The 26,897-nt window shown below is 45.9% G+C and carries 30 protein-coding genes and 3 pseudogenes; 23 read left to right on the top strand and 10 right to left on the bottom strand.

Annotated elements, in window-relative coordinates; translation table 11 throughout:
• Nucleotides 1–124: 124 nt before the first annotated feature.
• The gene (locus tag ACN0TT_RS18850; RefSeq protein ID WP_417763672.1) at nucleotides 125–382 is read right to left on the bottom strand and encodes a hypothetical protein; all 258 of its coding nucleotides are present in this window, start codon (nucleotides 380–382) and stop codon (nucleotides 125–127) included.
• 170 nt (nucleotides 383–552) lie between these two features.
• On the opposite strand from ACN0TT_RS18850, the pseudogene ACN0TT_RS18845 reads away from it, so the two are divergent.
• Nucleotides 553–723: pseudogene (locus tag ACN0TT_RS18845) on the top strand (IS5/IS1182 family transposase); the annotation flags it as partial.
• A gap of 65 nt (nucleotides 724–788) precedes the next feature.
• Here the strand turns inward: ACN0TT_RS18845 and ACN0TT_RS18840 are convergent.
• The 8 genes and pseudogenes from ACN0TT_RS18840 to ACN0TT_RS18805 all read right to left on the bottom strand — a co-directional run bounded on the left by ACN0TT_RS18840 (nucleotide 789) and on the right by ACN0TT_RS18805 (nucleotide 7,883).
• Nucleotides 789–1,124, bottom strand: a complete 336-nt coding sequence (locus ACN0TT_RS18840) for a hypothetical protein (RefSeq protein ID WP_417763671.1) — start codon at nucleotides 1,122–1,124, stop codon at nucleotides 789–791.
• A 54-nt stretch (nucleotides 1,125–1,178) separates the two neighbouring features.
• Nucleotides 1,179–1,613, bottom strand: coding sequence for a hypothetical protein (locus ACN0TT_RS18835; RefSeq protein WP_417763670.1), 435 nt, complete (start codon nucleotides 1,611–1,613; stop codon nucleotides 1,179–1,181).
• 67 nt (nucleotides 1,614–1,680) lie between these two features.
• Nucleotides 1,681–1,887 (bottom strand): annotated as a pseudogene (locus tag ACN0TT_RS18830) (DUF1040 family protein); the annotation flags it as partial.
• A 366-nt stretch (nucleotides 1,888–2,253) separates the two neighbouring features.
• Nucleotides 2,254–2,644: pseudogene (locus ACN0TT_RS18825) on the bottom strand (PLP-dependent transferase); the annotation flags it as partial.
• Between the two features lie 470 nt (nucleotides 2,645–3,114).
• Nucleotides 3,115–3,594, bottom strand: a complete 480-nt coding sequence (locus ACN0TT_RS18820; protein WP_417763669.1) for a hypothetical protein — start codon at nucleotides 3,592–3,594, stop codon at nucleotides 3,115–3,117.
• Nucleotides 3,595–3,752: 158 nt separating this feature from the next.
• Nucleotides 3,753–4,238 (bottom strand): hypothetical protein, encoded by a 486-nt coding sequence (locus ACN0TT_RS18815; RefSeq protein ID WP_417763668.1) that lies wholly within the window; start codon nucleotides 4,236–4,238, stop codon nucleotides 3,753–3,755.
• A gap of 94 nt (nucleotides 4,239–4,332) precedes the next feature.
• A complete protein-coding gene (locus ACN0TT_RS18810; protein WP_417763667.1) occupies nucleotides 4,333–5,079 on the bottom strand; it encodes a DUF3859 domain-containing protein in 747 nt (248 codons plus the stop codon).
• Nucleotides 5,040–7,883: a hypothetical protein gene (locus ACN0TT_RS18805; protein ID WP_417763666.1), complete on the bottom strand. Its 2,844-nt coding sequence runs from the start codon at nucleotides 7,881–7,883 to the stop codon at nucleotides 5,040–5,042. Before ACN0TT_RS18805 ends, ACN0TT_RS18810 begins: the two co-directional genes overlap by 40 nt.
• A gap of 350 nt (nucleotides 7,884–8,233) precedes the next feature.
• On the opposite strand from ACN0TT_RS18805, the gene ACN0TT_RS18800 reads away from it, so the two are divergent.
• From ACN0TT_RS18800 to ACN0TT_RS18695, 22 genes are all read left to right on the top strand, one after another.
• Nucleotides 8,234–8,506 carry a hypothetical protein gene (locus tag ACN0TT_RS18800; protein ID WP_417763665.1) on the top strand — a complete coding sequence of 91 codons (273 nt, stop codon included), beginning with the start codon at nucleotides 8,234–8,236 and terminating at the stop codon, nucleotides 8,504–8,506.
• Between the two features lie 35 nt (nucleotides 8,507–8,541).
• On the top strand, nucleotides 8,542–8,940 hold the full coding sequence (locus tag ACN0TT_RS18795) for a hypothetical protein (RefSeq protein WP_417763664.1): 399 nt from the start codon (nucleotides 8,542–8,544) through the stop codon (nucleotides 8,938–8,940).
• 52 nt (nucleotides 8,941–8,992) lie between these two features.
• Nucleotides 8,993–9,724, top strand: a complete 732-nt coding sequence (locus ACN0TT_RS18790; RefSeq protein WP_417763663.1) for a glucose 1-dehydrogenase — start codon at nucleotides 8,993–8,995, stop codon at nucleotides 9,722–9,724.
• A gap of 154 nt (nucleotides 9,725–9,878) precedes the next feature.
• The gene (locus tag ACN0TT_RS18785) at nucleotides 9,879–10,373 is read left to right on the top strand and encodes a MarR family winged helix-turn-helix transcriptional regulator (protein WP_417763662.1); all 495 of its coding nucleotides are present in this window, start codon (nucleotides 9,879–9,881) and stop codon (nucleotides 10,371–10,373) included.
• A 279-nt stretch (nucleotides 10,374–10,652) separates the two neighbouring features.
• Nucleotides 10,653–11,219 carry an RIO1 family regulatory kinase/ATPase gene (locus tag ACN0TT_RS18780; protein ID WP_417763661.1) on the top strand — a complete coding sequence of 189 codons (567 nt, stop codon included), beginning with the start codon at nucleotides 10,653–10,655 and terminating at the stop codon, nucleotides 11,217–11,219.
• 318 nt (nucleotides 11,220–11,537) lie between these two features.
• Complete coding sequence (locus tag ACN0TT_RS18775) at nucleotides 11,538–11,975, top strand: hypothetical protein (RefSeq protein ID WP_417763660.1); 438 nt, start codon at nucleotides 11,538–11,540, stop codon at nucleotides 11,973–11,975.
• Between the two features lie 40 nt (nucleotides 11,976–12,015).
• Nucleotides 12,016–12,528, top strand: a complete 513-nt coding sequence (locus ACN0TT_RS18770; RefSeq protein WP_417763659.1) for a hypothetical protein — start codon at nucleotides 12,016–12,018, stop codon at nucleotides 12,526–12,528.
• A gap of 290 nt (nucleotides 12,529–12,818) precedes the next feature.
• Complete coding sequence (locus ACN0TT_RS18765; RefSeq protein WP_417763658.1) at nucleotides 12,819–13,163, top strand: hypothetical protein; 345 nt, start codon at nucleotides 12,819–12,821, stop codon at nucleotides 13,161–13,163.
• A gap of 96 nt (nucleotides 13,164–13,259) precedes the next feature.
• The gene (locus ACN0TT_RS18760) at nucleotides 13,260–13,664 is read left to right on the top strand and encodes a GFA family protein (RefSeq protein WP_417763657.1); all 405 of its coding nucleotides are present in this window, start codon (nucleotides 13,260–13,262) and stop codon (nucleotides 13,662–13,664) included.
• 99 nt (nucleotides 13,665–13,763) lie between these two features.
• Nucleotides 13,764–14,195 (top strand): hypothetical protein, encoded by a 432-nt coding sequence (locus tag ACN0TT_RS18755; protein ID WP_417763656.1) that lies wholly within the window; start codon nucleotides 13,764–13,766, stop codon nucleotides 14,193–14,195.
• A gap of 292 nt (nucleotides 14,196–14,487) precedes the next feature.
• Nucleotides 14,488–15,066: a DUF4272 domain-containing protein gene (locus ACN0TT_RS18750; protein WP_417763655.1), complete on the top strand. Its 579-nt coding sequence runs from the start codon at nucleotides 14,488–14,490 to the stop codon at nucleotides 15,064–15,066.
• 49 nt (nucleotides 15,067–15,115) lie between these two features.
• Entirely contained in the window at nucleotides 15,116–15,598 is a 483-nt protein-coding gene (locus tag ACN0TT_RS18745) for a GNAT family N-acetyltransferase (RefSeq protein WP_417763654.1), read from the top strand.
• 18 nt (nucleotides 15,599–15,616) lie between these two features.
• The gene (locus tag ACN0TT_RS18740) at nucleotides 15,617–16,003 is read left to right on the top strand and encodes a hypothetical protein (protein ID WP_417763653.1); all 387 of its coding nucleotides are present in this window, start codon (nucleotides 15,617–15,619) and stop codon (nucleotides 16,001–16,003) included.
• 460 nt (nucleotides 16,004–16,463) lie between these two features.
• A complete protein-coding gene (locus tag ACN0TT_RS18735; protein WP_417763652.1) occupies nucleotides 16,464–16,922 on the top strand; it encodes a hypothetical protein in 459 nt (152 codons plus the stop codon).
• Entirely contained in the window at nucleotides 16,919–17,794 is an 876-nt protein-coding gene (locus ACN0TT_RS18730) for a hypothetical protein (RefSeq protein ID WP_417763651.1), read from the top strand. Before ACN0TT_RS18735 ends, ACN0TT_RS18730 begins: the two co-directional genes overlap by 4 nt.
• A gap of 268 nt (nucleotides 17,795–18,062) precedes the next feature.
• Nucleotides 18,063–18,506 carry a TM2 domain-containing protein gene (locus ACN0TT_RS18725; RefSeq protein WP_417763650.1) on the top strand — a complete coding sequence of 148 codons (444 nt, stop codon included), beginning with the start codon at nucleotides 18,063–18,065 and terminating at the stop codon, nucleotides 18,504–18,506.
• Between the two features lie 503 nt (nucleotides 18,507–19,009).
• On the top strand, nucleotides 19,010–19,447 hold the full coding sequence (locus tag ACN0TT_RS18720; protein ID WP_417763649.1) for a hypothetical protein: 438 nt from the start codon (nucleotides 19,010–19,012) through the stop codon (nucleotides 19,445–19,447).
• Between the two features lie 195 nt (nucleotides 19,448–19,642).
• Entirely contained in the window at nucleotides 19,643–20,917 is a 1,275-nt protein-coding gene (locus ACN0TT_RS18715) for an HD domain-containing phosphohydrolase (RefSeq protein WP_417763648.1), read from the top strand.
• A gap of 164 nt (nucleotides 20,918–21,081) precedes the next feature.
• On the top strand, nucleotides 21,082–21,630 hold the full coding sequence (locus ACN0TT_RS18710) for an NADAR family protein (protein ID WP_417763647.1): 549 nt from the start codon (nucleotides 21,082–21,084) through the stop codon (nucleotides 21,628–21,630).
• A 308-nt stretch (nucleotides 21,631–21,938) separates the two neighbouring features.
• A complete protein-coding gene (locus ACN0TT_RS18705; protein WP_417763646.1) occupies nucleotides 21,939–23,162 on the top strand; it encodes a diguanylate cyclase in 1,224 nt (407 codons plus the stop codon).
• Between the two features lie 124 nt (nucleotides 23,163–23,286).
• Nucleotides 23,287–24,945: a LytS/YhcK type 5TM receptor domain-containing protein gene (locus ACN0TT_RS18700; protein ID WP_417763645.1), complete on the top strand. Its 1,659-nt coding sequence runs from the start codon at nucleotides 23,287–23,289 to the stop codon at nucleotides 24,943–24,945.
• A complete protein-coding gene (locus tag ACN0TT_RS18695; RefSeq protein WP_417763644.1) occupies nucleotides 24,942–25,709 on the top strand; it encodes a LytR/AlgR family response regulator transcription factor in 768 nt (255 codons plus the stop codon). The genes ACN0TT_RS18700 and ACN0TT_RS18695 overlap by 4 nt, the downstream gene beginning before the upstream one ends.
• A gap of 330 nt (nucleotides 25,710–26,039) precedes the next feature.
• On the opposite strand, the gene ACN0TT_RS18690 is transcribed toward ACN0TT_RS18695, so the two are convergent.
• Nucleotides 26,040–26,555 (bottom strand): ClbS/DfsB family four-helix bundle protein, encoded by a 516-nt coding sequence (locus ACN0TT_RS18690; RefSeq protein WP_417763643.1) that lies wholly within the window; start codon nucleotides 26,553–26,555, stop codon nucleotides 26,040–26,042.
• Nucleotides 26,556–26,897 lie beyond the last annotated feature (342 nt).

Raw genomic sequence — 26,897 nt, 5'->3', positions numbered from 1 at the left:
GGTGAAGGCTTCGATGTACATGCTTATACTCCCAAAAGAGAGTATAAGATCACGTCTGACTTGGGGCGTCAAATGAAACGTTTAACTCTAAATTAAGTGGTCAATAAACGTTCACGATCTCGCCCTAATCTGTAATTGCCCCATCTGCATATAGTGATTGTGCAAGCGCTACCATTTGATTTGGAGACATTGCATGAGGGTCATATATTTTACTGTAAGCATTGCTTACTTCAGATAGCCGTTTCGCTTCGGGACTAATACTTACGGTATCAGCCTGAATCATTGCGCTTTCATCATCAGTATCTGCACGACTATTAGTGCGCTGATAGCTATCTTGCGTTATAGCGCCTACTTGGTAGCTCTGTGCGGATGAAATATTCATGGTAAATCCTTTTACATTATGAAACCGCTATATCCAAGCTCAATTCGTGCCAAGATATATCCGTCAGTTAATTCAATTAGTTATAATTAAAGGTCTTTCCATAGTGATTTTGATAGGACGAATTCTGCCGATATCAGTGGCAACATATTGCAGCCCCGCGAATTCACTGATACCTATGGCGGTCAATCTCAGAATCTACCATGTACAGGGTAAAGCTGCTACTCGGTGGCAGATTAATCCTTCGAACTAATAACCGTCAGGTAGGAGTAACTTACGCGATGGTAAAAGTGCTGAACAAACTCACAGGACTAGGCATGCCTGAAACTCACTGTGTAGTCTGATATTTGAACGATTCTGCTGAGGGGCTTTGTTCGTTGAATCGATTTAGGAAACAAAGCCGTCAATTTTATGCAAAGTACGCAGTATAAAAAACAACTATCGTTTGTACCACTATTAACCATATAAGCCGTTGGTTATTACGCTTCATACTTAAAAACGTTTGCTGAACGCAGTTATCTTGGATGGCGTCAAGCTTACCGTTTTTTAAAGCATCAATAGTTAATATTTTTGCCCATTTTTCGGTGTTGCCAAATTCTTTAGCGCGAATAGATAATATTTGCCAATCATTGGCGTATTGTTGTTGAACATATTCAATCAGTGAAGCTTCAAACTTTTTATTGCGATAGATAATGTATGAACCTAAAGTCAATATTATGAAAAAAGATAATTTGGAATAATTCATTCAACGTTTCCTTGTTATTATGCTTGGTTTTTATGTTCACAAAAAATAGCGATGTTATACCGCGAACCCTTCATTAAAACATTCGACGTCGTTAACGGGTACGCTGACGAAGCCGCCATGCTCTATATCTGCAATCCATGCGTTTTTTACCTTAGCATTGACCTCTTTATCTGCTTCATATTCCGCTATTGCTACGATCTTAGGTTCAAATTTACCACGGTAATTACACATGGCGTAATATAGGGTGTCTTTGCTATCAATCTGGCCGAGCGATAAATGGTCAACTACCTCCCATAAGGGGCGATTACCATTTCGGCCAATCTCCTTTTTAAGGAACATAAAGTCTCCTGTGGCGTCCGACATGTGTTCAAATGCGTAGTTAGGTGTCACATTCGCTATCAAAGCGCCACCATGACTTTTTAGTTGTTGAATATCTAAGGCAAATGCCAATGGCGCGATAAGGAGACTGATAAAAACTAGATATTTCATATATTCCTGTAATACCGAATGGTACACCGCTGAGTTGAGCACATAGTTTAAACCATTTTTTTATCGGTTATTCATCCCGCATGCCCCTTGCGCGCAAAATTTCCGTTTTAAAATCTTCAACATAATCCTTTTGAATGCCGGGAATTGGGGCGCTGCTGTCGATGTCGCGCATCTTGAGTTGGTAGATCAGTACATCATCTGACAGATCGCTCAGTGAGCCTTTAAAACCCGCTTCGTCGGCCAATTTTTGTAGAAATTGCACGAAATTGAGTTTGGGGTCTTTTTTTCACGCTGGGTTTAGCATATCGAGTAATTCATTGATGCGATGGCAACTCATAGTCCATTCCTTGTCTGTCGAGAGTTTCAATCGAGAGTAGCAGTGCCGTAGTGGGCTGCAAAGCCCTTTGGTTGATTTATCGTCGCTGCTGCCACGTAGCGCACATTTATCTGTGATGATTCGGTGTGAGTAATGCTTGCTTGGTGAATGGCTATTTAGTGTAGCGAGTGAGTACGGCAAAGTAGTAGGGGCGCGCCGTTCGGAGACACAAAACACCGATACAACAACGCCGCTGAATCGGTGCGCCAACCTTTGGGATAGCGCTAACTTGAGCGGCGTTTGCAGTAAATCTACGGTCGGTGATTATTGGCCTAGTGCTGCGTGGTAGCGGGCAAAGGCGGCGTCTAAGTCGGCAATCAGATCTTCAGTGTCTTCAAGGCCAATATGGACGCGGAACATAGGTTTACTGCTGTCCCATTGGGTGGCGGTACGGATTTTTTCAATGCCGAATTCCGCCAGTATGAGGCTTTCATAACCGCCCCACGAGAAGCCCATTTTGAAGTGTTCCATACCTTCAACAAAGGCTTGCATCGCTTTCTTATTGCCGCCTTGCTTTAGCACAAATGAGAACAATCCGTTGCTGCCAAGGTAGTCGCGTTTGAAAAACTCATGGCCGGGGCAAGACGGAAAGGCTGGGTGGCGAATTTACAACCTCAGCTCTTGTTGCAGCGTTTCGGTGATGCTGAGTTGCGCGTCAAAAACCAGCTCGACCGACTCAGACAATCTTGGACAAATGGCGCGGCTAAACGCCGCGGTGACCTTGTAGCTGTAGTTGCCATCTTCTTGAACATAGACGATTTCATTGCCATTTAACGATACTGGATCATCGACATCAAATTGCAGCACAAAAGTTGCGTTGATGTTTACCTCGTCACCGATGGTGTTGATATCCAGTGTGAGGCAATCGAATAATTCAATAAAGTAACCTTCCAGCATCTCTTCTGATTCAGATTCACCAATATCAGCATTCGTTAAGGTAAATTTTAGAAAGGGCGTCAGTTGCTGCTCATCGACGATGATTGCAGGTAGATATTCGGTTTCCACTCTCCCAGTGACTTTGTTGGCCGGGAGCTTGTAGCTGGCTAAAAATGTAAAACATTTCGCTTGTGGCATGATGTCCTCCTTTAGGGCTGAGTTGCGCTATTTGCTGTGCTTAACGCATCGCTACAGCATCAATTCCTTAATCGCTACCTCACAGGTAAGCTGCTTATCCGATGCTATGTCGACTATTTCATGAAACGGCCCATAACCCGCTTTACAGAAACTGGGGCTAACTTGATAGCTATATCGGCTGTCATCTTCAATGTAAACGATTTCATCACCTATTAGGGAGAGCGGGTCATCGACGCCAAATTCCAAGATGAAGGTTGATTTGATAACGATAAACTCGCCTTCTCGTTGGATGCCAGAACTGAGGTGACGAAACGCCTCAGTAAAAAAACCTCTTAACACGTTTTCTGCGCTAAATTGGCTGATATGCGGATTAGTGCAGGTCAGCTTTATGGTGGGAGATATCGCCAGACCCTCAATATCCCCACCACGGCATGTCAATACAGGGAAATAGGAAGCATCGGCGATGTTACTGATCGCTGACGCCTTAACTTTGTGGCTACTGCGGAAGGTAAAACGTTTTGCTTCAAGCATTTTTAGTCCTTATGCAACGGTAAACGCCGCTCATGTGGCACTACGGCAGGTGCGAACAAGTCTGCGTGACACTCTACACTTGCCAGTTAATACCGCTAACCGTGAGCGTGCTGGCGCATGGCCGAATTGACTAACAAACAACAAATCCCCTAAGGCCGTTAAGGCATGAGGTATTCTTGGATGGTTTGTTCGATGCGTATCGAACTGTCATCGTTAATTTCAACTAATGCAGTCAACGGACAATAACCGTGCTTACAGAAGCTTGGTGTGACTTTATAGGCGTATGTTTGCTCTTCTTCGACATACAGGATTTCATCACCTTCTAAGGAGATGACGACATCCGTATCAAATTGCAGAATGAAGGTTGAGTTGATGGTGATCAGCTCATTCGTTTGGCTGAGGTCATAACCGATGCACTGAAACAGCTCAACAAACCAGCCAGCTAATAAATCTTCCGCATCAAACGCATTGATTTTAGGGTTGGTGTTGGAAAATCTGAGGCTTGGGCAAATCTCCAGCCCATCAACATCACCACCGTTACAGGTGAGTATCGCGGTATCGCTTTGTTCCAATAGGTGGTTAACCGCTGCCGCGTTGATTTTGTGGGTGGTGTAGAAGGTAAAACGTTTGGCATCATCGAACATTGTTAATTCTATCCATGAGTTGCCTAAGTTGAGGCATAACTTGCCGCCCTCACCTTCCCCAATCGTTGGGAAAAGTGAGGCTAAACGTTGTGGGCTATAACACGGTAAAGGTCTTTTCTGCGAGCAATTTACCCTCAGTGCTTACTGCGGAAAAATGATATTGCCCAGCAATAAGTTCATCAGCGGTTTCAAAATGCCAGCCGAGGAAGATATTGGCATTGCTGTAACCATTTTGCTGCCAAGTCGAGGTATGCATTTTCACCGTTTGGCTGTTGGCATCAAATATGGGGTGCACCACGTGGACATTATGCACTAACACGCTCGGCGCATTGGCAGGGTCAGTCGCGGTAAAGCGAAAACCGAAAAACATCCCCAGTTCAGGCTTAATCTCGGTCGTGGCTTGCACACAGTGCGGCTCCCTTGCGGTCTTTCTGGTAGAGCCACTTTCTGGGTCGGTATTGCCCGCCATGTCATACACCCCAAAATCCACAATATGAAACGCTGGCTCAGGGTAAGGTTTCAGCCCGTGTTGGGTTATCAGCGCCTGCACATGCTGGCGCAGTTTTAACGATTCGCTCTGTTCCAAACCTCGAATAAACGCTCCATAGCTCGGCTGCTGCGCCAACACAGTCAGCATTGCAATTTGATCAGCGATTTTCTGTTGCGGCACCAGTGCGCGAATATCAACGCGTTGAGCGAGCTGCGCCACAGCGGCCATATTGTTGTTGACCAGCAACATTTTGAGGATTGCCTGTTTATCCACACCAATGCGCATCAATAACTCGAAGTATTCTGTCTCGTCTAATTCCAAATCGAGCTGTAGGCATTGATGCGACACCATGCCGAGCAAACGTAGGGTATTGTGCTGCAGCGTCGGGTATTGTGCTGCAGCGTCGGGCTAGTACTCAACAATACATCGCTGAGTTCCACATCATGATAACTACGGCTCTCGAGGAACCCCCGCGGGTTGATGGCATTGCGCAACAGGTGTTGCACGTCATCACCGATTACCGCGCCGCTGATAAAGTCCAACACGTGTTGGCGAACATAGTGTACAAAATCGGCTTCGGATGCCAATTGCAGCATCTCCTCGTAATACGCCTGTGGGCAATGACGATCGATGATGATGAAATTAATCGAGGCTTGGTCGGTACTATTTTGCATGACGCCCTGTTGAATAGCCCACAGCAGCGCAGTGCCAAACATGGGCACCAATTTTTCGTCTTGTTGTTGCAAAATAATATATTGGCGGCGTTTACTGTCGATCGCTTGCTGGTAATAAGTGGCGGCACTGCTGAGATTGTCGGGCTTAGCAACTGGCGTATGTTGCAAAATTTGCTCGATACGTGCTGGATGCAGGTGCCACTCATAGTTGGCAATATATTCACAATACAGCTGCTGGTTAATGAGTCGGTTTTTGAAGTAAACCGGCACATCATAAACAGCGTCTTCGCGTTGCAGTGCACGGCTGACGGTATCCAGTAGAATCTGGTCATAATCGCTGCAAAAATCAGACTCAGGAAACAGTTCGGCAGCATCATTTAATAACGTCAGTTGCAGACTTCTAGGCAGCAAATGCGTCGCAGCTTCCAATGTTTTGCGCTTTTTTACTTTTTGCGTCGACAGGAAGGTGTTTTTCGGTGCGGGGTGATTTCTGGTAACCCAGTCTGTTAACAGTTGTACGTAACGAGGCTCTTCATCAACGTCCTCATAGCGCGCATATTGCTCCATGATAAAAGCCCAACACCCTGCCTCCGACAATCCTTGCTGCATGAACAAATCCAGCATTTGCTGCATCCTGTCATGGTCATCAGTAAGGTATTCATCCTCTTGATATACCTTCGATAGCAAAAGACCCACCCGCACCGGAGCCAGCTCAAAAGCGAGCTTTAACACCCGGCCGAGCGCCGCCGCACAACCGAGTTGTGGATACTGTGCAGCAATATGGGCGACATACAGCAGCTTTTGGGTGTTTTCACGCACGCTACCTAGCCAGCAAATTTGAGGTTGCTGAGCGGAAATGTCGTCGCTTTCGTATGTTAGGTGAGACCGCATGGCACTCAGTGCCACATCATCGCTGGCTTTTTGGCTGAGCACCTCATCATCAATAGTGTAGCGTCCCGTTTCAATGTAATGGCATAACGCCGACTTAGCGGGCAGTTTTGCAGCGATTTCTTGCTGGCAACTTGGGCTAAGTGGCATGCTGCTATTTGGCTGCAAGCTATCGACTAAGTACTGCTGCGGCAAGTCAGTGCTTTGCCATAAGTCCTTTAACAATTGCTCAACAGCATAAGCATCCAGATATACTGCCGCGGCCTTAGCTAAGGCATTGTCGTGAGGTTCGCGCTGCAAAATAAGGGCCGCCAACACCAAGCTGGCGACGATCAACTCGTCATAAGGTGCTTCAGCATACTCAATGTTGAGCAGCGTTTTTGGCAGAAGTGCTAGGGCTTCGTCATGGTTGTTGGCAATAAGTTTATAAAAACGCGATAACCCCCCATGCTCGACGTTATCACCATAAAGACCAAAGCTTTCAAGCTCTCGTGTTAGCGTCCGTAGCCATTCATGATGATAGCTCTCACCGAGGGTAATGTTGGCCGAGTTATCCGCCCTAGCGCAGCTGTCTGTCGTCGTTTTACCCAACCTCGTATCGGGCTGAGGCGCATCCAACAACCCACGCCCCAGTTGTTGTTCTACGTAAGTTGTTAGCTCAAGCAGCGCCACTTCAGCGGAGCTGTCGATGAATTGCTGAGTCAGGTACAAGTCAGGGTCGAAATCGTCATCCCAAGAGTTGTACGGATAGTGCAGTAACATCATGTCCATCAGCATGTTCTGCAACGGATTGTCGGTCAGAAGGTTGCTGGAATATTGCAAAAAGGCTTGCTGTTGAAAACGTTCCACCAGCAAATCTTTAAACAGCTGGTAGTTGCTATCGCTCTCTCTGAAAAAGCTAATTAAATCAAAAGAACGTTCCGCAGCGGCCAGCGGTTTAACCTCTTCACACTCGACGTCATACCCCAACATCAACGCCCGGGCCGCACTATTATCACAGTAACAAAAAGCTTTGAGGGTATCGGCGGTAATACCTAGCGGTGTGCGCCATTGTTCCAGTAAAGATAATGGCTCAGGCATATGTTCATCATCCCAATAAGGGATCAAATAACCCGCTAATAAATAACCATATTCTGGGTATAATGTGGCAGTGAGCAATAGCGGCGTTTGCCCAAATGGCGCTTCGTAAGTAAGCCACATTTCTTCTGAGTTGTTGGTTTCTCTCGCAAAACTAACAATGTCTTCGCAAGCTTGTTTTACATCATCCTTTAGCTCGGGATACAGTAACGCACAGGCAAAAAATAGTGTTTCCGTCAGTGTCTCGTTGATGAGATTGCCTGGCTCTGCCGCGTCGTCTTCTTCATTAATACAGCGGTTTTGCTCCAAGAACTGGGCGATAGTGGCTTGTGATTGAAAGAAGTCTAGCGAGATGACATCCACATCGGGCGCAAACACCACCACACAAAAATCAAATTCAAACCCCTTGCCTGTGGCAATGAGCTCACCGTATGCGCGCAGCGCTGCACGGATAGAGGCCACATCCGTAGGACAGTAAGAAATGATGTATTTTGCCTCTTTCGCTTCAAATGCCATGGCTGCAATCCTTTTTTCAACCTATCCCTACATCCACTCGCTCAAAGGCTTTTGGTCAACCTACTAATGGCCGATAAAACGTAAACTCAGCAAAACTTACTGTGTAATAAGGGAGTTACTTAAATTTTTAGGGGCGCATGGTAACGAATTTTGTCGTGAGGAACACCCCTTAAAAAAGATGAGCAGCAAAAACGTGAGTTCAGATGAGATTGAAAATAGCAACCTAACTGAATGGGTACTGAGCGAGCCATTCAAGCTTTTCTAAGTACCTGATAGTGAGATAAACTCGCCAATTGCTTGCACGCTGGGGCCGCCCATCTCAGATTATGTTTAAAGGATAGTGAGTTTATATGAGCCAAGAACCTATGGTCGACGTCTTTGTCCCCGCACTGGTAGCACTCCTCACCCAAGCGGAAGCGTTAGTTGGACGAGATCTCACCGAAAACGAAGTCAATAATATTCGCGATAAGGCTACCAAGGTCAGTCAACCACAAGCATTAATACCAGCGCTACTACAGCAGCGTGGTTATCACGATCTATATGCGCCAGAAGCTTGGCAACAGTGGCAACGCTACAAAGACGGTCAGCTCGACCTCAGCGTTGATACAAATAACAACGGTTAACCATTTTTCGCTTAAATAATCGTTTATGGGTCACGATGAATTACCGAGAAAAAGACTTTAACGCCTTAAATATTACGGCCAGATGGCTGGATAAACCCCATGCCAAACACGCCTATGAGTTTGCCTGTAGCTACAGTGCCAGCGATAGCTATGGTCTGCAACCAAAGAAAGTGCAACACATCATTCAACACCAAATTACCAGCACATCGGTAGCCAGCCATTGGTTAGCCACGCATTTTCCCAACAGTGGCACGGTGCAAATTGTCTACGGTAGTGACTGCGTTTGTGTGGTAAACACGCAAGATTTTTTGCAGCATTGGGACGAAATATTTATGCCCGGAAGAGATGATGCACTGGTGATACATAATCTTAGCCGTGTGGTGTTGTGCTATTGCCACGACCAGATACTCTCGCTGGGAGAACGCCTTGAGTAACGCACAGCGCTTGGATGCTATACATTAGCCCCGCCAATATAAGGATTTCATTTTGCCAAAAACAGCAATTATCACGGGTGGTAGCCGCGGCATTGGTGCTGCAACCTGCCAACGACTAGCCGAGCAAGGTTATAACGTTGTCGTTAACTACCTCAATAACCAATCAGCGGCCAATCAAGTATGCCAGCAGATTAAGGCGCTGGGTGGGCAAGCGATGATCGTGCAAGCCGATGTGGCACGTGAAGCTGAAGTAGCTCGGCTTTTTGATACCGCACAACAGCAGTTTGGCGCAATAACACACCTAGTGAACAATGTCGGTATCCTGTTTGAAAAAACAGATCTGAGCCACATCAGCGCCGAGCGCTTTATGAAAGTGCTGAATGCCAATGTGCTCAGTGCATTTCTCTGTACTAAAGCCTTTGTGAAGCTATGCGCCAACGGCGGAGCCATCGTCAATGTCTCTTCCGCGGCAGCGCGCTCTGGCGCACCGTTTGAGTACCTAGACTATGCAGCCTCAAAAGGTGCGATGGATGCGCTCACCAAAGGAATGTCACTGGAATTGGCGGCTAAAAATATTCGCGTAAACAGTGTGCGTCCCGGCTTTATTGAAACCGATATTCATGCCGATGGTGGTGAGCCAGAACGGGTAAAACGGTTAAGCCCACAAATTCCATTGCAACGCGGTGGTACACCAGAAGAAGTCGCCAACGCCATCGCTTGGCTACTGTCAGATGAAGCGTCGTACGTCACCGGTTCATTTATTGATATAGCGGGCGGCAAATAGCACACGGTGCAGCGTTGGCACAGTAATCTAAGGTTTATTCACGTTTGTGTGCTAGCGCATAGATTGACCTAAATAGCAGCTATAGGTTGAATTATTTGTATTCAAGGTTGTCATAGCTGCATAGACTGTTAAATAGTAATGAATACCAGCTAAGATGACGACTGCACCGCTACAAGAAACAAATAACATGTCGAATGCCGATGTAATGCCTGAAACGCTCTCTACCTCCCAGCTACACACCAATGATCTTGGCAAACTCATCACATCATTACGTAATCAGATGATGGCCAAACTGGACGAAGCGTTAAAGCCATTTGATCTTACCGCAGCTCAATTTGCCGCAATCAAATTGATTGCCAATGGTCAAGCCGATACCTTGGCGACCCTGTGTGACATGATGCAACATGACAAAGGCGCTATGAGTCGCATGCTGTGTCGCATGGAGGTGAAAGATCTTATCGTGAGAAAGCCCTGTCTGTACGATGGACGCCAATTTAAGCTTGCTCTATCCGAAAAGGGAAAAAATCTATTCCCGCAAACCATGCCTGTTGCAGATCGTATCTGTGAACTCGCTTTTGAAGGAATTTCAGACGCTAAGCGTAGCGAATTCTTAACAATGCTGGTTCATTGTCGTAAAAATATTGCCTAATTAACCTCCAACTAAAGCACTCTCTTGGGAATATGGTTGCCTAGTCAAATATGTGGCGTATCATGTAACCCTTAAGCAATTATTAACGAGAGGGCTAAATTGCAAACTGTCATCGATTTTCTCTCTGCAAAAATTCTGGGGCATGACTTTGCTCCGGACAACTTGCAGACGCTTCATGAGGGAAGATTCGCCAATGCGGTGGTATATCGCTATCAGGACGATAGTTACAATCTAGTAATTAAAGACTTTTCCAGTCGGAACTGGCTCATAAAAAATACTATGGGTCGGCTATCTATTCGACAGGAATATGCCGCTATGTCTGCCCTGCAGGGCATTGAAGGCATTACGCCTGAGTGCTATCTGCTGACAGACTACACTATTGCCTACCGTTATTTTGAGGGCGACACCCTAAAGGGATACGCTAAAAAAGGCAACCAGTTGCAGCCAAGCTTTTTGCAAAAGCTGGAGCAGATGATCCGTGAAATCCACGCCCGAGGCTGGGTGCATCTGGATCTGCGCAATATGGAAAACATCTTAATTGATGAGCACGGCCAACCCGCTATTATCGATTTTCAATCTTGTATGCGCTGGCGCAAGTTTCCAATATGGCTGCAAAAATTTATGCGTTACGCCGACATTACTGGTGCTTATAAAGCTTGGGCGCGCTACGGTGCCACCGAGTTGCCAAAACATAAACAGACGTTTCTGACTAAGTACAACGCCACTCGTAAACTGTGGGTATTCCGTGGCTATCCTATTCACCGCATGAATGTGAAGCTCAAAGCGTTTGGCGCAAGTGTCTTCAGCATGGATTTAGTGCGTGGCTTGATGGAACTCTTCAGGTAAGTCGCTCGCTACCACCGTTGCTCTCTACCGTTTTTCTTCATTTGCTTAAACACTTCACAGTTAATGCATCGTCATTATCTGCGAATATGTAATGAAGAAAACGGAGTGAGCCATCCCAGCGCTAACCTTCATATTCAAAACATCTAAACTCCCCCAGCATTTTGCCGTCCGTAGCCGCCGCATAGGCTTTAACCCATCGTCGAGTCTGCTTTAACTACCATTTAAAATGGCTGCATTTTTAACGCGTTGCACGTTAGAATGCGGCACGTGACGGTACAAACACCGTCACTTCGTTTTTAATCTTATAGACAGCAGAACATGATGAAAGCCACCGCACGGAACTGGATTATCCAAGCGAACATCGGTTTACTCTCTGAGCAGGAACTTATTCAGCGAGCCGATGATTATATTAGCCAACATGACACCTCTCCCGATTGGATGATTGCCATTGCGGCCAAAGAGTCGTTACGCGGCATCGAACAACTGGATCTGATCTTAACCCCCATCACCGACGCCGATGCGGTGATTATTGCTGGTGAGATGCTAGCGCTGCTCAATAGTGATCAACGAGATATCCAGCAAATCGCCGCCGCCAGCCAACAGCTGTATCGGCAGTTGGATTGGGGCAGCGACATATTTAATCAGTTCATTTGGATCAGCGATGAACTGGCGTTAATCGAACTTGGCGTTAAGTCGGCTGAGGGCTATCAAGATAAAGTGATCGAAGCGCTCAATAACGTTATCTGCCACAAGTAGCCGTGCTGCTTAGCCTACCAACAAGGAGGAATTTATTCGCATGGAACCCCTAATTAATATCTTAAAACGTGCCCAAGATGGCTTAGCGCAAGGATGGTTGTATCTTCCTGCCAAGCAACCGTGGCAGCTAGACACGCTTGGACAAATTATTGATGTTGATACCTTGCCAGATGACCAAGTGGATGAAGACGAGGAACCGCTGATCGCCGCGGAGTTAGGGCTAGTAGCCACGCTGGAGTCCGGCATGATTGAGAGTATTGCGGCATCCGCTAGTCAGTTAACTACGCCCCTCACTGACGAGCTGCTACTAGAATCTTTCCAATATTACTACGATTACGATGCCTTTCTGCCCTATTCAGGCTACGTGCCTCCGTCACCTGAAGCTTGGCAACAGCAATGCGACCGTGACTTTTATGACTGCCTCGGACAAGAACACATAGAGCAGCCATGTAAAAACAGCACTTGCCAACGCGGCGCCATTGAGGGCAGCGTATTTTGCAAAGTGCACCATTTTGAAATGCTCCAGCAAAAGCCCTGCCCGTTCTCAGATTAGCCGGCGAGTGTGAGTTGTGCATGCTAATGTTAGTCACCGTCTTAGCAATGAACAGATTTGCCAGCACAATGCGGTATTTATTTCAATAGCCCACGGTATAAACCCAGCAGCAAAGGTCAAACACACCCCAACACTCGCCGATATTCTGCATAAATGGTTACGACCATCAACATCGCGCTGTTAGCGACTATGCTGATACTCAGTAGCAAAGAACCCGCAGTATTAAGCATTGCCTTAGCGCACATTTCCGCCTAAGGTGACGCAATATTTCTAGCGATAGACACTTTGTGATGAATGGATTGATTGCATTAGACCAGCTCTATTTTCCTCAAGATGTGATCCACTGGCCGGAACACTGGTGGGTACTTAACGAAGACCAAGACTTCCGCATTCGGATTCAGCATCTGCTGAACGGTGAACTGAGTGACCAACACCCGCTGTGGGGCTTGCAACCCGTCGTGCTCGCAAAAGATGACGATGACCTTGTCGTACATCTTAACGATGGACGTTATGCAGTTGTGCATATCGTTGGCAGTGGCAAGGTTGATCAATACCCGACACGTTTTCCCAGTTGTTATATTTTTCGCGATGTCGCAGAGTTGCAGCAGTGGCTGGAAGATCCATTCGGCAATTAACGCATATTGGCTAACTTAGACGTTGCCGGATTTAACGTGCGGCGATGTCGATTAGCCCCCAGCGCTCCCAGCAACATGTTAATGTTTAGGGACATCATGATGAGTTTGCACGGAAGTTGTTTATGCGGTGGTATCCGCTACCAAATCGACGGAGAATTAAGTGGCGCCATGTTCTGCCACTGTCAAAAGTGTCGCAAGGCAAATGGCTCCGCGTTTGCCTTCAATGCACCTATTGCCGCCAACAATTTTAAACTACTCAGCGGCGCTGAATTACTGCAGAGCTTCGCATCGTCACCGGATGCCAAACGCTATTTTTGTAAAAACTGCGGCTCCCCGCTTTATAGCCAACGCAGTTCCGCACCTGAGATACTGCGCTTGCGTCTTGGTACTTTAGATGATGACATTGCCATCAACAAAGTCGCCCATATCTTCGTCGGCAGCAAAGCCGCTTGGGATGACATTCACGACGACCTGCTGCAGTTCGCTGAACGCCCAGAATAACATTACCGTTCTGTGACGTGGTCATGCAGAACTAAAACGCAGCTAAAAGCGACGGCGTTACCGCGTAACACCGCGCTCACTCAATAGTACAGTTTACTTATGAGAAAATTCTTAAATATTAATAAAATGGATAATGCCAAACTCGCAAAAAAGTTTGCCTTTTTACTCCATTACAATGATGAATGCAGCAAAGAGGATTGTTGTTGGGCTGCAATCACTGTTTTCGACCACTGGTTACATCAGAGCAACTCATTTCACCTTATCAAAGACGCCTCAGCAGCACAGCAAAGCCAATGGACCGACACCATCAAGCAGTTCTTACGGCTATTAGTACAACTGGAAGCTCCACTAAAATATCGCTACAAAGGTCGCAATACTAAACAGCATTTGCAATTCGTGCGCTATGTGGGCAATGAAGATTTAGGCTGCTATGTCGCCAACATGTTTGATGATATTTACTACCCCAATATGGTGTTTGACCAACTAGGCGTCGAACTGTGGTTTGAAGATTATTGGACATTGCACTTTTAAGTACAAAAACCAGCAAGATTGCCTACCGCTGCTGCAACTTGCAACGGAACTTGGGCTATATATTTTGCCTGTTAGTTGCGCTGACAACCTCAATGATTATCCGCAAATATCACAGTTTATGCGCACACATGGGCTAGCAAAATCACTGTACCGCCCAGTGGAAACATCCACCGATGATACGCCCTAGATAAGTAAGTGATGACTTACCGCGCCAAGCACTCAGAGCGGCTTATGGTTGCAATGATGGGGCGCATTCGGTATTTTGCCCGCACATTTATTGAAGAGATATCACATGGAAGTTACTGAAGAACCAATAAAAGTCCGTACTGTGGATGAAGTCGCCGCCCGCGTGTTGGGCCTTATTGCCACCATCGGCAAAGTGCACTTTGCCGAGCAAAATCAACAATGGCTACAGCAACATAATATCGCCCGCTACTTAACGGCTGATGAGCAAGCATTCATCAATAGTGAGGAGCCAGAACATCAACAATTGGTGGAGTTTTCTTGGAAGGCCGAAGCACTCGCTTCCCTCGTTTGGAGCCTCAACGGTTTAATATCACTGCAACCATTCAACGAACAGTTCGCGCCCTTCAGCAATGAAATGGTGCAAAAAGCCATTAACCATCCTGAGCTATTTTTGGCTGAAGCTCAGCTAAGGTCAGAGGATGAATTGGTACAGATGGAAGCATACCTTTACCACCAGCATTGGCGGGTACGAGATCGTGACTATGGCTTTCATAACGACAAGCCGGATGCCGATGATCCAAATATCGACGAGCTAGACTCAGGTATCGTGTACGAACGCCGTTATGGCATGAGTTGGGGCGTTGGAGACGGAGAGGATTGGGACAACGTGCCTACCGACACCTGATAACTGACATTCAACATTAGCGAGTTAATCATCAGCAGCAGAAAACAGCATGAGCAATCTAGTGATACGAGCAGCGCAGATAGAAGATGCGGCAACAATTTTGCGGTTTATCATCGACTTGGCTAGCTATGAAAAAGCCGCACATGAAGTAACCACTAACATTGCCGCCATTGAACGTAGCTTATTTTCGTCGGATTCCACTGCCTATGCTTTGCTGTGCGAAGTCGATGGTCAAGCCATTGGCTTTGCGGTCTACTTCTTCAACTATTCAACTTGGTTGGGCAAAAATGGCCTCTATCTAGAAGACCTTTACATCGCACCAGAACACCGAGGCAGCGGTGCAGGTAAAGCCATTCTAAAATATTTGGCAAAATTGGCAGTCACCAACAATTGCGGTCGCGTTGAATGGGCCGTGCTTAATTGGAACCAACCTGCAATAGACTTCTATCAAGCCATTGGCGCCAAACCGCAAGATGAATGGACGACTTACCGCATAACAGGCGTAGCGTTAAGTAAATTTGCCGCCGATTAGCACAGTGATAAGTAGATTATGACCACAGTGACAAACAAGCTCCACAGCATCATTAACCGCCATAGCGACAGCTTACTTTGCGCGGCAGTGATTAATGCACAAGGCGAAGTTTCCAATAAAACTGGCGATTTCAGTGCGCTAGAACCCCAAAGTTTAGTGAGTGCAGTGCTCGGCCCTTACGGCTCCCCACTCGCCCTTTTTGACGAAGCTTCCAAATATCAAAATGACCGCAACATGCTGCCGCGTTCTCTCGCCCAAGGGCAACAATTTGCACTTATTGATAAACCATGTGACCAATATGCCGTGGTGGTGTTTGGTATTAAGCACACTAGCTTTGTGCAACACATTGCCAACCGCCAGAAGATTAGTGACACCATACTCGCACTATTTAGCAACCAAGATTAAATCCCCCCAGCCAACTACCCCATTAGGTTCGCCCAGCAAAGCCGAAAGTTAAAGGACGGATATGTTTAACTCAACCAGTGCAATGCAGACCTTTTGGACTAGCCCCATCCTTATGAGTGTCACCTAACTGACTTGGGATTGGGCCTGAAAAACGTCATCCGCGCTTGCCGTATTGCAGCTCATTCTGGGTGTCGCTGGCGTTGCTAGGGGCTGTTGACCTTCCGCAGAAGTCTGCATTCAATTTTCGGACGAGCGCTTACAAGCCCAAAGATATAACGACTTGACCACTGTTTTGAAAACGTGGTTTGACACTGCTCGATGACACTCTACGCTCAAAAAAAGAGCAAACACGCAACAATTTAATATTTCTCTGACAAAAAATTCATGTTGTGTCAGAAAACCGCCGCCTAGTTTAACTAATGGAGACCATGTGAATGCTTGAATAACTGGGGAACAAGCGGTGAGATACACACATGAAGAGATGGAACTAGCGTTAGCGGAACTGACAAAAAATGCGAAGCCTATGCATGGTTTCGTGGCGGCACTGTTCGCCTGCATGCCGACAACGGCATTGTGTTACGTCATATCAACTATGACGGCGATTCCTTTAGTTACACTCATTATCCCTCCGGTAATTATCGGCCTAACCGCGAGGTTCGTCGGCCGTACTTATTACATTAAACACCGCTTGCCGATAGGTATGATTGGTTCCGCCATGTACCTCATCAGTTTGGGAATATTGCAACTCAACCCCGCATTTACGCTGCTATTGCCCATTACGTTTTATATCGCATTTTCCACCGCCAAGATCAAACTCAACCCCGTCGATATCTGGGCATTTGAAGGGCTAGAACTGGGTACGTTCGGCACAAAAACTGACGGTAATATCGAAAAAAAACATAAGGTAATACTGGAATGAAATATTTATGTATGGTGCTTTTACTATGCAGTGTTTGGACTGATGCTGCTGACAGATTGATGACGGAAAATGAATTTACTACCGACATAGCGCAATTACTAAAAAGCAAAAACTCAAATGTTGAAATTACCGTTGTTGGGTCGCTCAAGATAGAAACAAAGGATGATTCGACTAATGAGCAAGCGGTAATTGATCTCACTAATAGATATCAATTGTATAAATCGCAAACCGAAGATATTGAAACAAGCCGTACTAAAATCGCCAGTACATTTTTAAGCATTAATGACAAGTCAAAAAACGCAAAAACTCAAAGTATTATTCCAATAATAAGATCCGTGAACTATATCAAGTCAGTGGCAGCCGCAGTAAAAATCAATGATATAAATCCAGCAACATTCCCGATTTACTATGAAAAAGTAAGTGATGACTTAGTTAAAGTCTACATGTTCGATTCTGAAACGACCACACAATCGGTAAGTAAAAAAGACATAACGTCTTTAGGGATAGACGAAACCATCAGTAACATTGCTCATGATAATTTGACTAAATATTACCAAAAGCACGGTGCAAAATTAGAAAAAGTGAATTTAGATAAACTAGGAGAAATGTACTACTTTATTGCTGATGATACCTACGAGTCATCTGTTATGACTTCATTCGACTATATTGAATCTCAACTGCCTAACAGCGAGAAGCCGTGGGTTGTTTTTTTACCGAGCAGAAACGTAGCTATGATTGTTTCCACCGAACATCCACTCGCCGTGCTGTCCGTTTCAACCTATGCAAAAAGACTATTTAAAGAGTCTCCATACGCAATTTCTCCCAATGGCTACAGAAAATCAGGAGAAGAATGGATTAATATTGGACATTAAGAAATAGCTCTCAAGATGGGCGTGAACAGTGGATTAGATATTACCTATGTAACGCATATACTAGCACTACCAAATTAAACGTGAGGTTAGTCACATTGAACAGAGAGATTGATAGTAGTCCATCGGTTATAAAAACACGTGATACTTGTTCAAATAAAGACCTAACATCTCATTATTTTAAAATGTAAGCATTGCTTTCGTTAGCATAGTTTTTTAAAGTCAGTTTTTAGTGAAAAGTAGCAATAATCATAAAAATGGAGTTGTATACATGAAAGGCAAAATCTTAGAATTTAACGGGGATACGCGTAAAGGCCTGATTTCAGCAGAGGATGGCAGCCGCTATAACTTTGCAATTGATCAATGGAAAAGTGCATCGCTACCAAAAGTCGGTGGTCGTGTAGATTTCTCGGTCAATGGCAACGACGCCGAAGCAATTTTCGCCGAATCAGGTGTATCAGCCGGCGCATCTAAAAAAATTGCAGCAGCCTTGTTTGCATTTTTCTTGGGTTCATTTGGCGCACATAAATTCTATTTAGGCTATACTAAACAAGGCGTTATCATGCTGTTGGTATTCCTATTTGGTTTTATTCTGCTTGGTATTCCATCTATGATTATCGGCATTATTGCTTTCGTTGAGTTTATTCTTTACCTGGTTAAATCTGACGAAGAATTTGAAAAGACTTACGTTGAAGGGCGTAAACCTTGGTTCTAACTACTTTCGATAGCCACGCTATTGAGACACTAGTTAAATGAGTAACAAGGGGGCGATTGATTAATCGCCCCCTTGATTTATTGCCATTCAAAGCTTTCATACCCGTTCGTTACTGATAACTAACGGGTATGCAAGTTCAATATCTACTACATGTTTTTACCTGCATTTAGGCTTAACCATTATGTCACTCATTAGAAAAACTGATAGATGATTCACAGTTCCAGAAGGAAACTGATATCACTAATGCAATAAACGAGCACATAGCAATCGCGAAAAAAGTTCTATCAACAGCAGAAGAAATATTAGAACTAAAAAATGCAAGCAAAGAAATCAATAGTCCGACTAAGATAATTAATAAAAAAATTTAATTAAAAAGTGAGCAACTTACTCTCCAAGCTATCCAACTATATACTAAGGCACTTCAACTATTTTATCTAAGCTACGACTTTGAAAAACACCAATATAAAAACGTGCAAAGCACATTTTTCGTACAGGGAGACTATGTGAATCATCTTGAAAATAGCTATCGAATTTTTTACCAAACCTTCAAAAACATTTACATAGGAAAGTTCGAACGAATTAATGCGGATGATTTTACTAATATTTGCGATAATGAGAAAAAACTTAAAAAAGCATCATTAGCTGAGATTAAAGATTCTCTGCTTGCCTTCAATGAGCTAGCACTTATTGCCGACCCTTCATTTACTTCAATAGATGAGGTTAGTGATAAAATGATCTGGTTAATAGATCTGTTAGATGAATTTTTTAACGGCGTTCTATTTCAACTTACTGAAGACACTGATTTTAATCAGATAAAATTTTCAGCTTCATTCATTGGACTTTACTTTTACCCTACCGCTTCAGATGAACTTAGACAGCAATACGCTGCGGCAATGTTTAAGTCAATGAACGCCGTATCAAAAATGCTTAGGCCGAATTAAGCTAGGGTACCTGTTTCGCTCAGCCGTTTGCTATATGCAGCTGAGCGAATGGCCCCTCATTACAAGCCAAGATTACACCAATCTAGTCCTCTCCATATTTCTACCTAGCTCACAAACTGTGCCGTTTTTTGGCATATCCCAAAAAAATGGGACTATGCTTTATCGCATGTTTGAGGCGACATTGAGCTGGTAACAATGGACGATACCACCGATCTTCATATTGATTTACGGCAGATGATTTTGGCGATTGAGACCGCCATTTCATTAGTGGGGATGAATGATACTGACCACGGTAAGCGAGTGGGTTACATCGCCAGTCAACTCGGTCATGAGCTGGGGTTTAGCGAGCTTGATATCCAGTATGCGTTTGACTTGGGCTTGCTGCATGATTGCGGTGTATCCACCGAGCAGATGCACAGCAACTTAGTTAATCACTTTGACTGGACTGATGCGCAACTGCACTGCGATATTGGCTATAAGCTGCTAAGTTCTTTTGCGCCACTCGCCAAGTTTGCCACACCAATCCGTTACCATCACACGCCTTGGCAGCAGTTGCAGCAGCTTGAGATCAGCCCGCACGACGCCCGTATGGCAAACCTGATTTTCCTCGCTGATCGCATTGATGTGATGGCCGCGAGTCATTATGGCAAAGACATCCTGTTAGCGCGGCAAGATATTCGCCAATCCATCAGCCAACATGCGCCGCATTACTTCGCCTCAGAGTTAGTCGCGGCCTTTAACACCATTGAGCAACACGAGGCGTTTTGGATTGCCTTGGAAAACCGCCATGTGACGCGCTATACGTGGGACATGGGCAACATCCCTAGCCTACAACAACTGACCTTGCCGCAGATAAAGCAGCTATCGCTCATTCTGTCTTACATCGTTGATCAAAAAAGCCCATTCACTGCACAGCACTCTTTGTTAGTAGCTGATTTAGCCAAGTTTATTGCTAAATGCTACGGCCTGTTTAACGAGCAATGCGACAAAGTCGAAATAGCCGCGTTGCTGCACGACCTCGGCAAACTTCATACGCCGGATTACATTTTGGAAAAACCTGGGCCGCTCAGCAACGTGGAACGCGCGATCATGAATCAGCACAGCTATGAAACCTATGAGATTTTACGCCATATTAAAGGGCTAGAGGATATTGCACGCTGGGCGGCATTTCACCACGAGGGGGTTAATGGCGTGGGTTATCCATTTCATCCTAACCAACGCGATTTCAGCACCGAGTCACGTATTATTGCTGTCGCCGATGTATTCCAAGCGTTGGTGCAAGATCGGCCTTACCGTCAAGGCATGGCGCTGCCGCAAGTGTTGGACATCCTCGACCAAGAGGTGGCTAAAGGCAAACTCGATGGTGAAATCGTGCAATTATTGCATCGTCTAGCCAATGACTGCTTTAGTATCGCCAAAGGCTTAGTCTCCAGTGACAACACGTTACGCATGCATCAGCTCACGGCATAAATAATATGTCACTGAGACATTAATAATGTTAATATGCGTTTTAACGCTAACGAAGCGGCTATCTTGCTGCCAAGTTAGCACTGCAAACTTGTCTAATCGCAAATGGAATTTGCCCGCACGCCCGTGCATCCACGCTGCGATTGCCGTTAACGAGAGAGGATCTGATGTCGATAACGTCAAACCAACAACTGATTGATTATATGGCGCAGCAGCCAGTCAAATTTATTCACTTTTGGGGGCACCAGCCCGCAAAATCTGGCGTAACAAAAAGCTGCTTTAGCCAATGGTACCAAGCCCCCTTTAGCGATGGTGAGCATGAGTTTCTAACGGCGGAACATTACATGATGTACCACAAAGCCATGCTATTCGATAACCAACAAATCGCCGCGAACATCCTTGCCTGTCAACATCCCAATGAAGCCAAACAGTGGGGCCGCAAGGTGCGTGATTTTGATGAGGCCAGATGGAACGCTGCGCGCTTCGACATCGTTGTGCAAGGCAATTACCTTAAATTTACTCAGCATGCAGAGTTGAAGGCGTTTCTGCTCAACACCGGCGAGCGCATTTTGGTTGAAGCCAGTCCAGTGGATAATATCTGGGGCATCGGTTTAGCGGCGGATGATGCTCATAGCGAACAACCGCAGCACTGGCGTGGTCTCAATCTATTGGGATATGCACTCATGGCCGTACGGGAGCAGTTACGAGCAGCATAAAAGTGCCTTGGCCAACACTATCATCGCCGTAGTTGCTGGCGCCCTATGGTGTTGGTCAATTTAACACTCCCAGCATGGCAAGCGCCGTTAAGCTATTTACCCGCTGAAAAATAGCCTAAGCCGTGCCATCGTTTTACCGCCAGCTGTTGCTCACACTACCGCAACAGCCACAACATCAATTTTACTTTGACCTACTTAACCGATTAAAGTTATGAGGGTTTAGGGTCGCTTAACTCTCTACGACCTGATGAATTTTATTGATAAGCATGCTGATTTAATATTTAGCACGCCCGACGTTGGTTAACAGCATGACGCGACAAAATATACTTTCTCACGTACTTCCCTCTTTTTTACTATTAGTAATCGCCACCATCGCAGCAATATTTCAAGACAAGCTGCAAGCGCAATGGATTACCCCACTGGTGTGGGCGCCTTATATTCTGGTAGTGATTGCCGCTGCCTTGGCAATGCAATTTGCCAAACGGCAACTCTTACTCAGCGCCCTGTTCACGCTTATCAACTACCTGTTTATCCGCCACTATTTGCAAGCCCCCATCGATCAACCTCAAGTACGCTACGTCTATACCCTGCTGGTGATTGGTTTGCCATTGATGATGCTACTCAACCAATGCTTAACTGAACGCGGTTTGAGCCATACCAACGCCACCACAATCTATGGCTTAGCCATCGCCGTCTCTGGCCTAGCTACCTCATTTTATATTCTCAACAGTACCTATTGGGTTAACCTGCTGGATAGCTACTTTGCCCCACGCAGCTATGATTTTTTGGTGATAAGCAGTAATGGTTTGATCTGTTCATCCGTGTTATTAGTGCTGAGTTTAGTGCTGTATCTGTGGCAACGCACCAGCATTCAGGCTGGGCTATTTTTTGTGATGCTGGCCAATTTAGTGCCACTGTACTGCCTCGATGTGCCTTACATCTCCAGTATCTTTTGTACTGCCGCCATTTTGATCGCGTTAGCTACTGGCATTAAAACCTCTCATGATTTGGCCTACCGCGATCCACTCACTGGCCTTAATGGCCGCCGTAAATTGTTTGAACGTCTGGCGGGATTATCACGCCCCTATGCGCTAGCCATGCTGGATATCGACCACTTCAAAAAGTTTAATGACACCTACGGCCATGATGTCGGCGATGACGTATTGGCAATGGTAGCGAGCAAAATTGCCGAGGTGCGTGGCGGCGGCGAAGTATTCCGTTATGGCGGTGAGGAGTTTACGCTGATCTTTAGTGCATTAAATAAGCAAGATGCCAAAACCTATCTTGATGAAGTGCGCGAACTAATTGCCTCCACTCCGTTTGTGGTACGTGATAGAAGTAAGCGTAAAACCTCATCGGCAGAACAGCGCAACAAGCAGAAGCAAGCCCATAAAAAAGTGCAAATCACCGTCAGCATTGGCGTATCGGAATACGGCTCAGGCCAAAGCAAACCCGAGCAGATTATCAAAGCGGCCGATAAAGCGCTGTACCGCGCCAAAGAACAGGGCAGAAACTGCGTTATCGTTGGCTAAGTTGATGTTAAGCTATTGTCTCTTGTCGAGTTTACTCACTTGTTAGCCTGAGATCTCAGTATGCAACTAGAGCGTAACGCGGGCTAACACACTCAGTATTTCGCCACAGGCGATGGGGGTTGTTGTGTATAGCGAGCAATTGCTGATGCTACTGGCGGTGCTGGAACGCGCCGCATTAATGTTAATGGCGCTGTTTTTTCTTACCAGAACCAGTCACTTCCAACGCATTTTTCAAAACCAAGATCGCCACCCATTGGAGCTAGCGGTCATCTCACTGATGTTTGTATTATTCGCCGTGTTTAGTACCTACACTGGGATTGATGTGGAAGGCTCACTGGTGAACGTGCGCATTATCGCTATTGTTGCCGGCGGCTTGCTGTTTGGCCCCGCAGTGGGCATTCCTGCTGGTTTAGTGTCTGGCGTGCACCGCTATCTGATCGACATTGATGGGCCGACTTCTATTCCCTGCTTAATTACCAGTGTGATTGCTGGTTTGCTCTCGACTTGGCTTTATTTCCGCTGTCGCCGCGAACGCTTATGGATATGGGGCATTGCTTGCGGCATGTTGTGCGAAATGCTCACCATGTCGTTAATTGTCCTGCTGGCCGATAATCGCCAATTAGGCTGGGAGATTGTGGAAGCCATTGCATTCCCAATGATTATTGGCACCATCAGCATCGGCCTTATCGTGCAGTTGGTGCAGAGCCTCGATAATGAGAACGACCGCATCGCCGGACAACAGGCCAAGCTGGCGCTGGATATTGCCAACAAAACCCTGCCCTATTTCCGCGAAAATAGCCGCAGCGCACTCAGCAGCGTGTGCAACATTATCCGTGAGCAGATCCAGGCCGATGCGGTGGCTTTTACTGACACTGATAATGTCTTAGCTTATGTTGGTCACGCTGAAGCCGACTATTGGCAACACTATCGCGGCATGAGCAGTGTTACCCGCAAAGTGGTGGAAACGGGCGAGTTCATTATCAGTAACCGTATCGATTATGCCGATTTTCACTCGCTGCTGATCATTCCGCTGCACGAAAATAACAAGGTGATCGGCACGCTTAAAATCTACTACATCCATCAAAACCGCATTACCGACTCGTTGAAAGAGATGGCAATTGGTTTATCGCATGTCATCTCCACCCAAATTGGGGTATCACGCATCGACAACCTGCGGCAGATGGCCGCCAAAGCGGAGTTTTCCGCGCTGCAAAATAAGATTAACCCGCACTTCTTGTTCAATAGCCTCAATGCTATTTCGTCGCTCATCCGGCTGCGCCCCGATGAAGCACGCCAGCTGATTTCGAATCTGGCTGACTTTTTACGTTACAACCTCAAACGCAACGAAGAGCTGATCGACATTCAAGAGGAACTCACGCAAGTGCGCGATTATGTTGCCATCGAAAAAGCCCGCTTTGGCCATAAGCTCACCGTCAATTTTGATATTGATGACGTACACCCCAAAGTGCCAGCGTTATTACTGCAGCCACTGGTTGAAAATGCCATTTTACACGGCATTCAACCACTTAAAGGGCCTGGAGAAGTCAATATCGCCGTCAAACAGCAAGCCGATGGTGCCATCCATATTAGCGTGACAGATACAGGGACTGGTATCGACAGCCAAGTGATCGACAGCCTCTATAACGACCAAGTGCCCAGCGACCACATCGGCCTAATGAACGTGCATGAACGGGTAAAATTGCTGTACGGTCATGGCCTGCTGATTGAGCGGCTCGAACCCGGCACGCGCGTGTCATTTACTATCGCACAGGATAAAGCATGACCATGAAAGCGATTATTGTTGAAGATGAACCGCTAGCCATGGAGGAACTGCTGTACATCATTCAAAAGCACAGTCAGCTGGATGTAGTGCAGACCTTTGACGACGGTTTAGATGCGTTTAAATACCTACAGACCCAACAAGTTGACGTAGTGTTTCTTGACATCAATGTGCCGTCTATCGATGGCATGTTGCTCGCCCGCAATATCCATCAATTTGCCATTAAACCACGGATTGTCTTTACCACAGCACACAAGGATTTTGCTGCCGAAGCGTTCGAAATCGAGGCGTTTGATTACATTCTCAAACCCTTTAACGAGCAACGTATTCAAGGGGTGCTCAATAAACTCGAAACACTATCGTCCCCTGCTCCGGTGCCTGCCGCAGCCGTTCCTGCAACCGCACCTGCAGTCAGTGCGCCCACCAGCGCGGCTAGCAGCCAAAAGGTAAACCTCACCAAAGGCGAGCGCATTTTTGTTACCGATGTCAGCGCCATTTACTACGTCGAAGCCGATGAAAAGCTTACCCACGTCTACACCAAAGATGATGAGTTTGTGCTCAATATGGCCATCAGCGAATTTATTGAAAAATTGCCCACCGAACAGTTTTTCCGCAGTCACCGTTCCTACTGCATCAACCTGAACAAGGTGCAAGAGATCATCCCGTGGTACAACAGTACCTATCTGGTGAAGTTATATGACGTGGAAACACAAATTCCCGTAAGCCGCAGCCGGATTAAAGAATTTAGAGCATTGATGCAGTTATAAAAACCCGCATATGACTAAGCGTTAGATGAGAAAATTAGCACGCCATGGAGCTACGCGCCTGACATGCCATTCATCTAACGTTTAAGCTCATGATAACAGTAAGAACACTTGTCTAATGACCGAAACCCGTAACATGATTCTGGACAATTTCTGAGTTAAAGCCTTAACTCTAACTCGTCTGCTTCGGATAAAAATATCTATGGGTTAACGCCCAACTAAAGGGCAAAAACCAAACCCATTCACCCAACCGAATCAGCCGGAACCCCAAAAACAAACCGAACCAAAAATGCCGCGTGTTTTTGTCCCTTTAAGTTGTTTGTTATGTGAATTTCACTTGATGCTACGCACCTTTTTAAAGCGCCTTACTTTTGTTCGCATATTCTTCATCGGAGACGACGTATTAAATTGAATCATACGTCCCAACGTCCAATTTTCATACCACGGAGCTCCATAGAGTGCTTTATTGTCCAAGCTTGAAATAAGACTCAATATTTGATCCACAGTACGCTCAAATTCGCTGAGCAGCTCTGAGTATTTCCACTCTTTATACTGCTTATGAAAGCTGTCAGCTAGTAAACCAAGTTGGTTCCATTTATAACCAGTCTCAGGAAAGTCAACCGGCTCGCCTTGTTCTGACAGATGATGCCATTTAAGAACCAAATTACCCCAACCAACTAAATAAGAAACTGTATCGCAGACACTGATTTCTGTGCCCTTAATATTACCCTCAACTCCAATTTCTCTGGTTAACTCAGCTGGAATTGAACGATAATCTAGCATTAATTTCGAGAAGATCTCACTGATCGCTCTTTCCAGTTCTTCTTTTGATTTTGGTACCGATGACATTTTTACTCCATTCACATAACGCTAAGCTAACGGGCAGGAGCGTGGCGGCGAGAATCTCGAACGCCGCCACGTTACTGTCCCAGTGTGCCACGCAGTGGCACACGTGCTTAGTGCCTTGTTATGTTCCATGCGCAATGCCCAAAAACGACAGCTCTTTATTGAAGCAAAATATCTCTTCGATGTCTTGGTATGAAGCCTGCTGCCAACATTCTGTGCGAAATTTTTCGTAGTGGGAGCGAAACTCAGTTTCAATTAAAGATGCTTCGTCCTGAAGGATCCCCTCATAAATCCGCCAGTGCATAGCCATTTTTTAAGAGCTGCTCAGCTAGAACTACCGCCGCT

The organism is Shewanella sp. (assembly GCF_048265805.1).
Classification (GTDB): domain Bacteria; phylum Pseudomonadota; class Gammaproteobacteria; order Enterobacterales; family Shewanellaceae; genus Shewanella.
The sequence above is the reverse complement of the archived record's forward strand: the minus strand, read 5'-3'. Positions and strand labels throughout refer to the sequence as shown.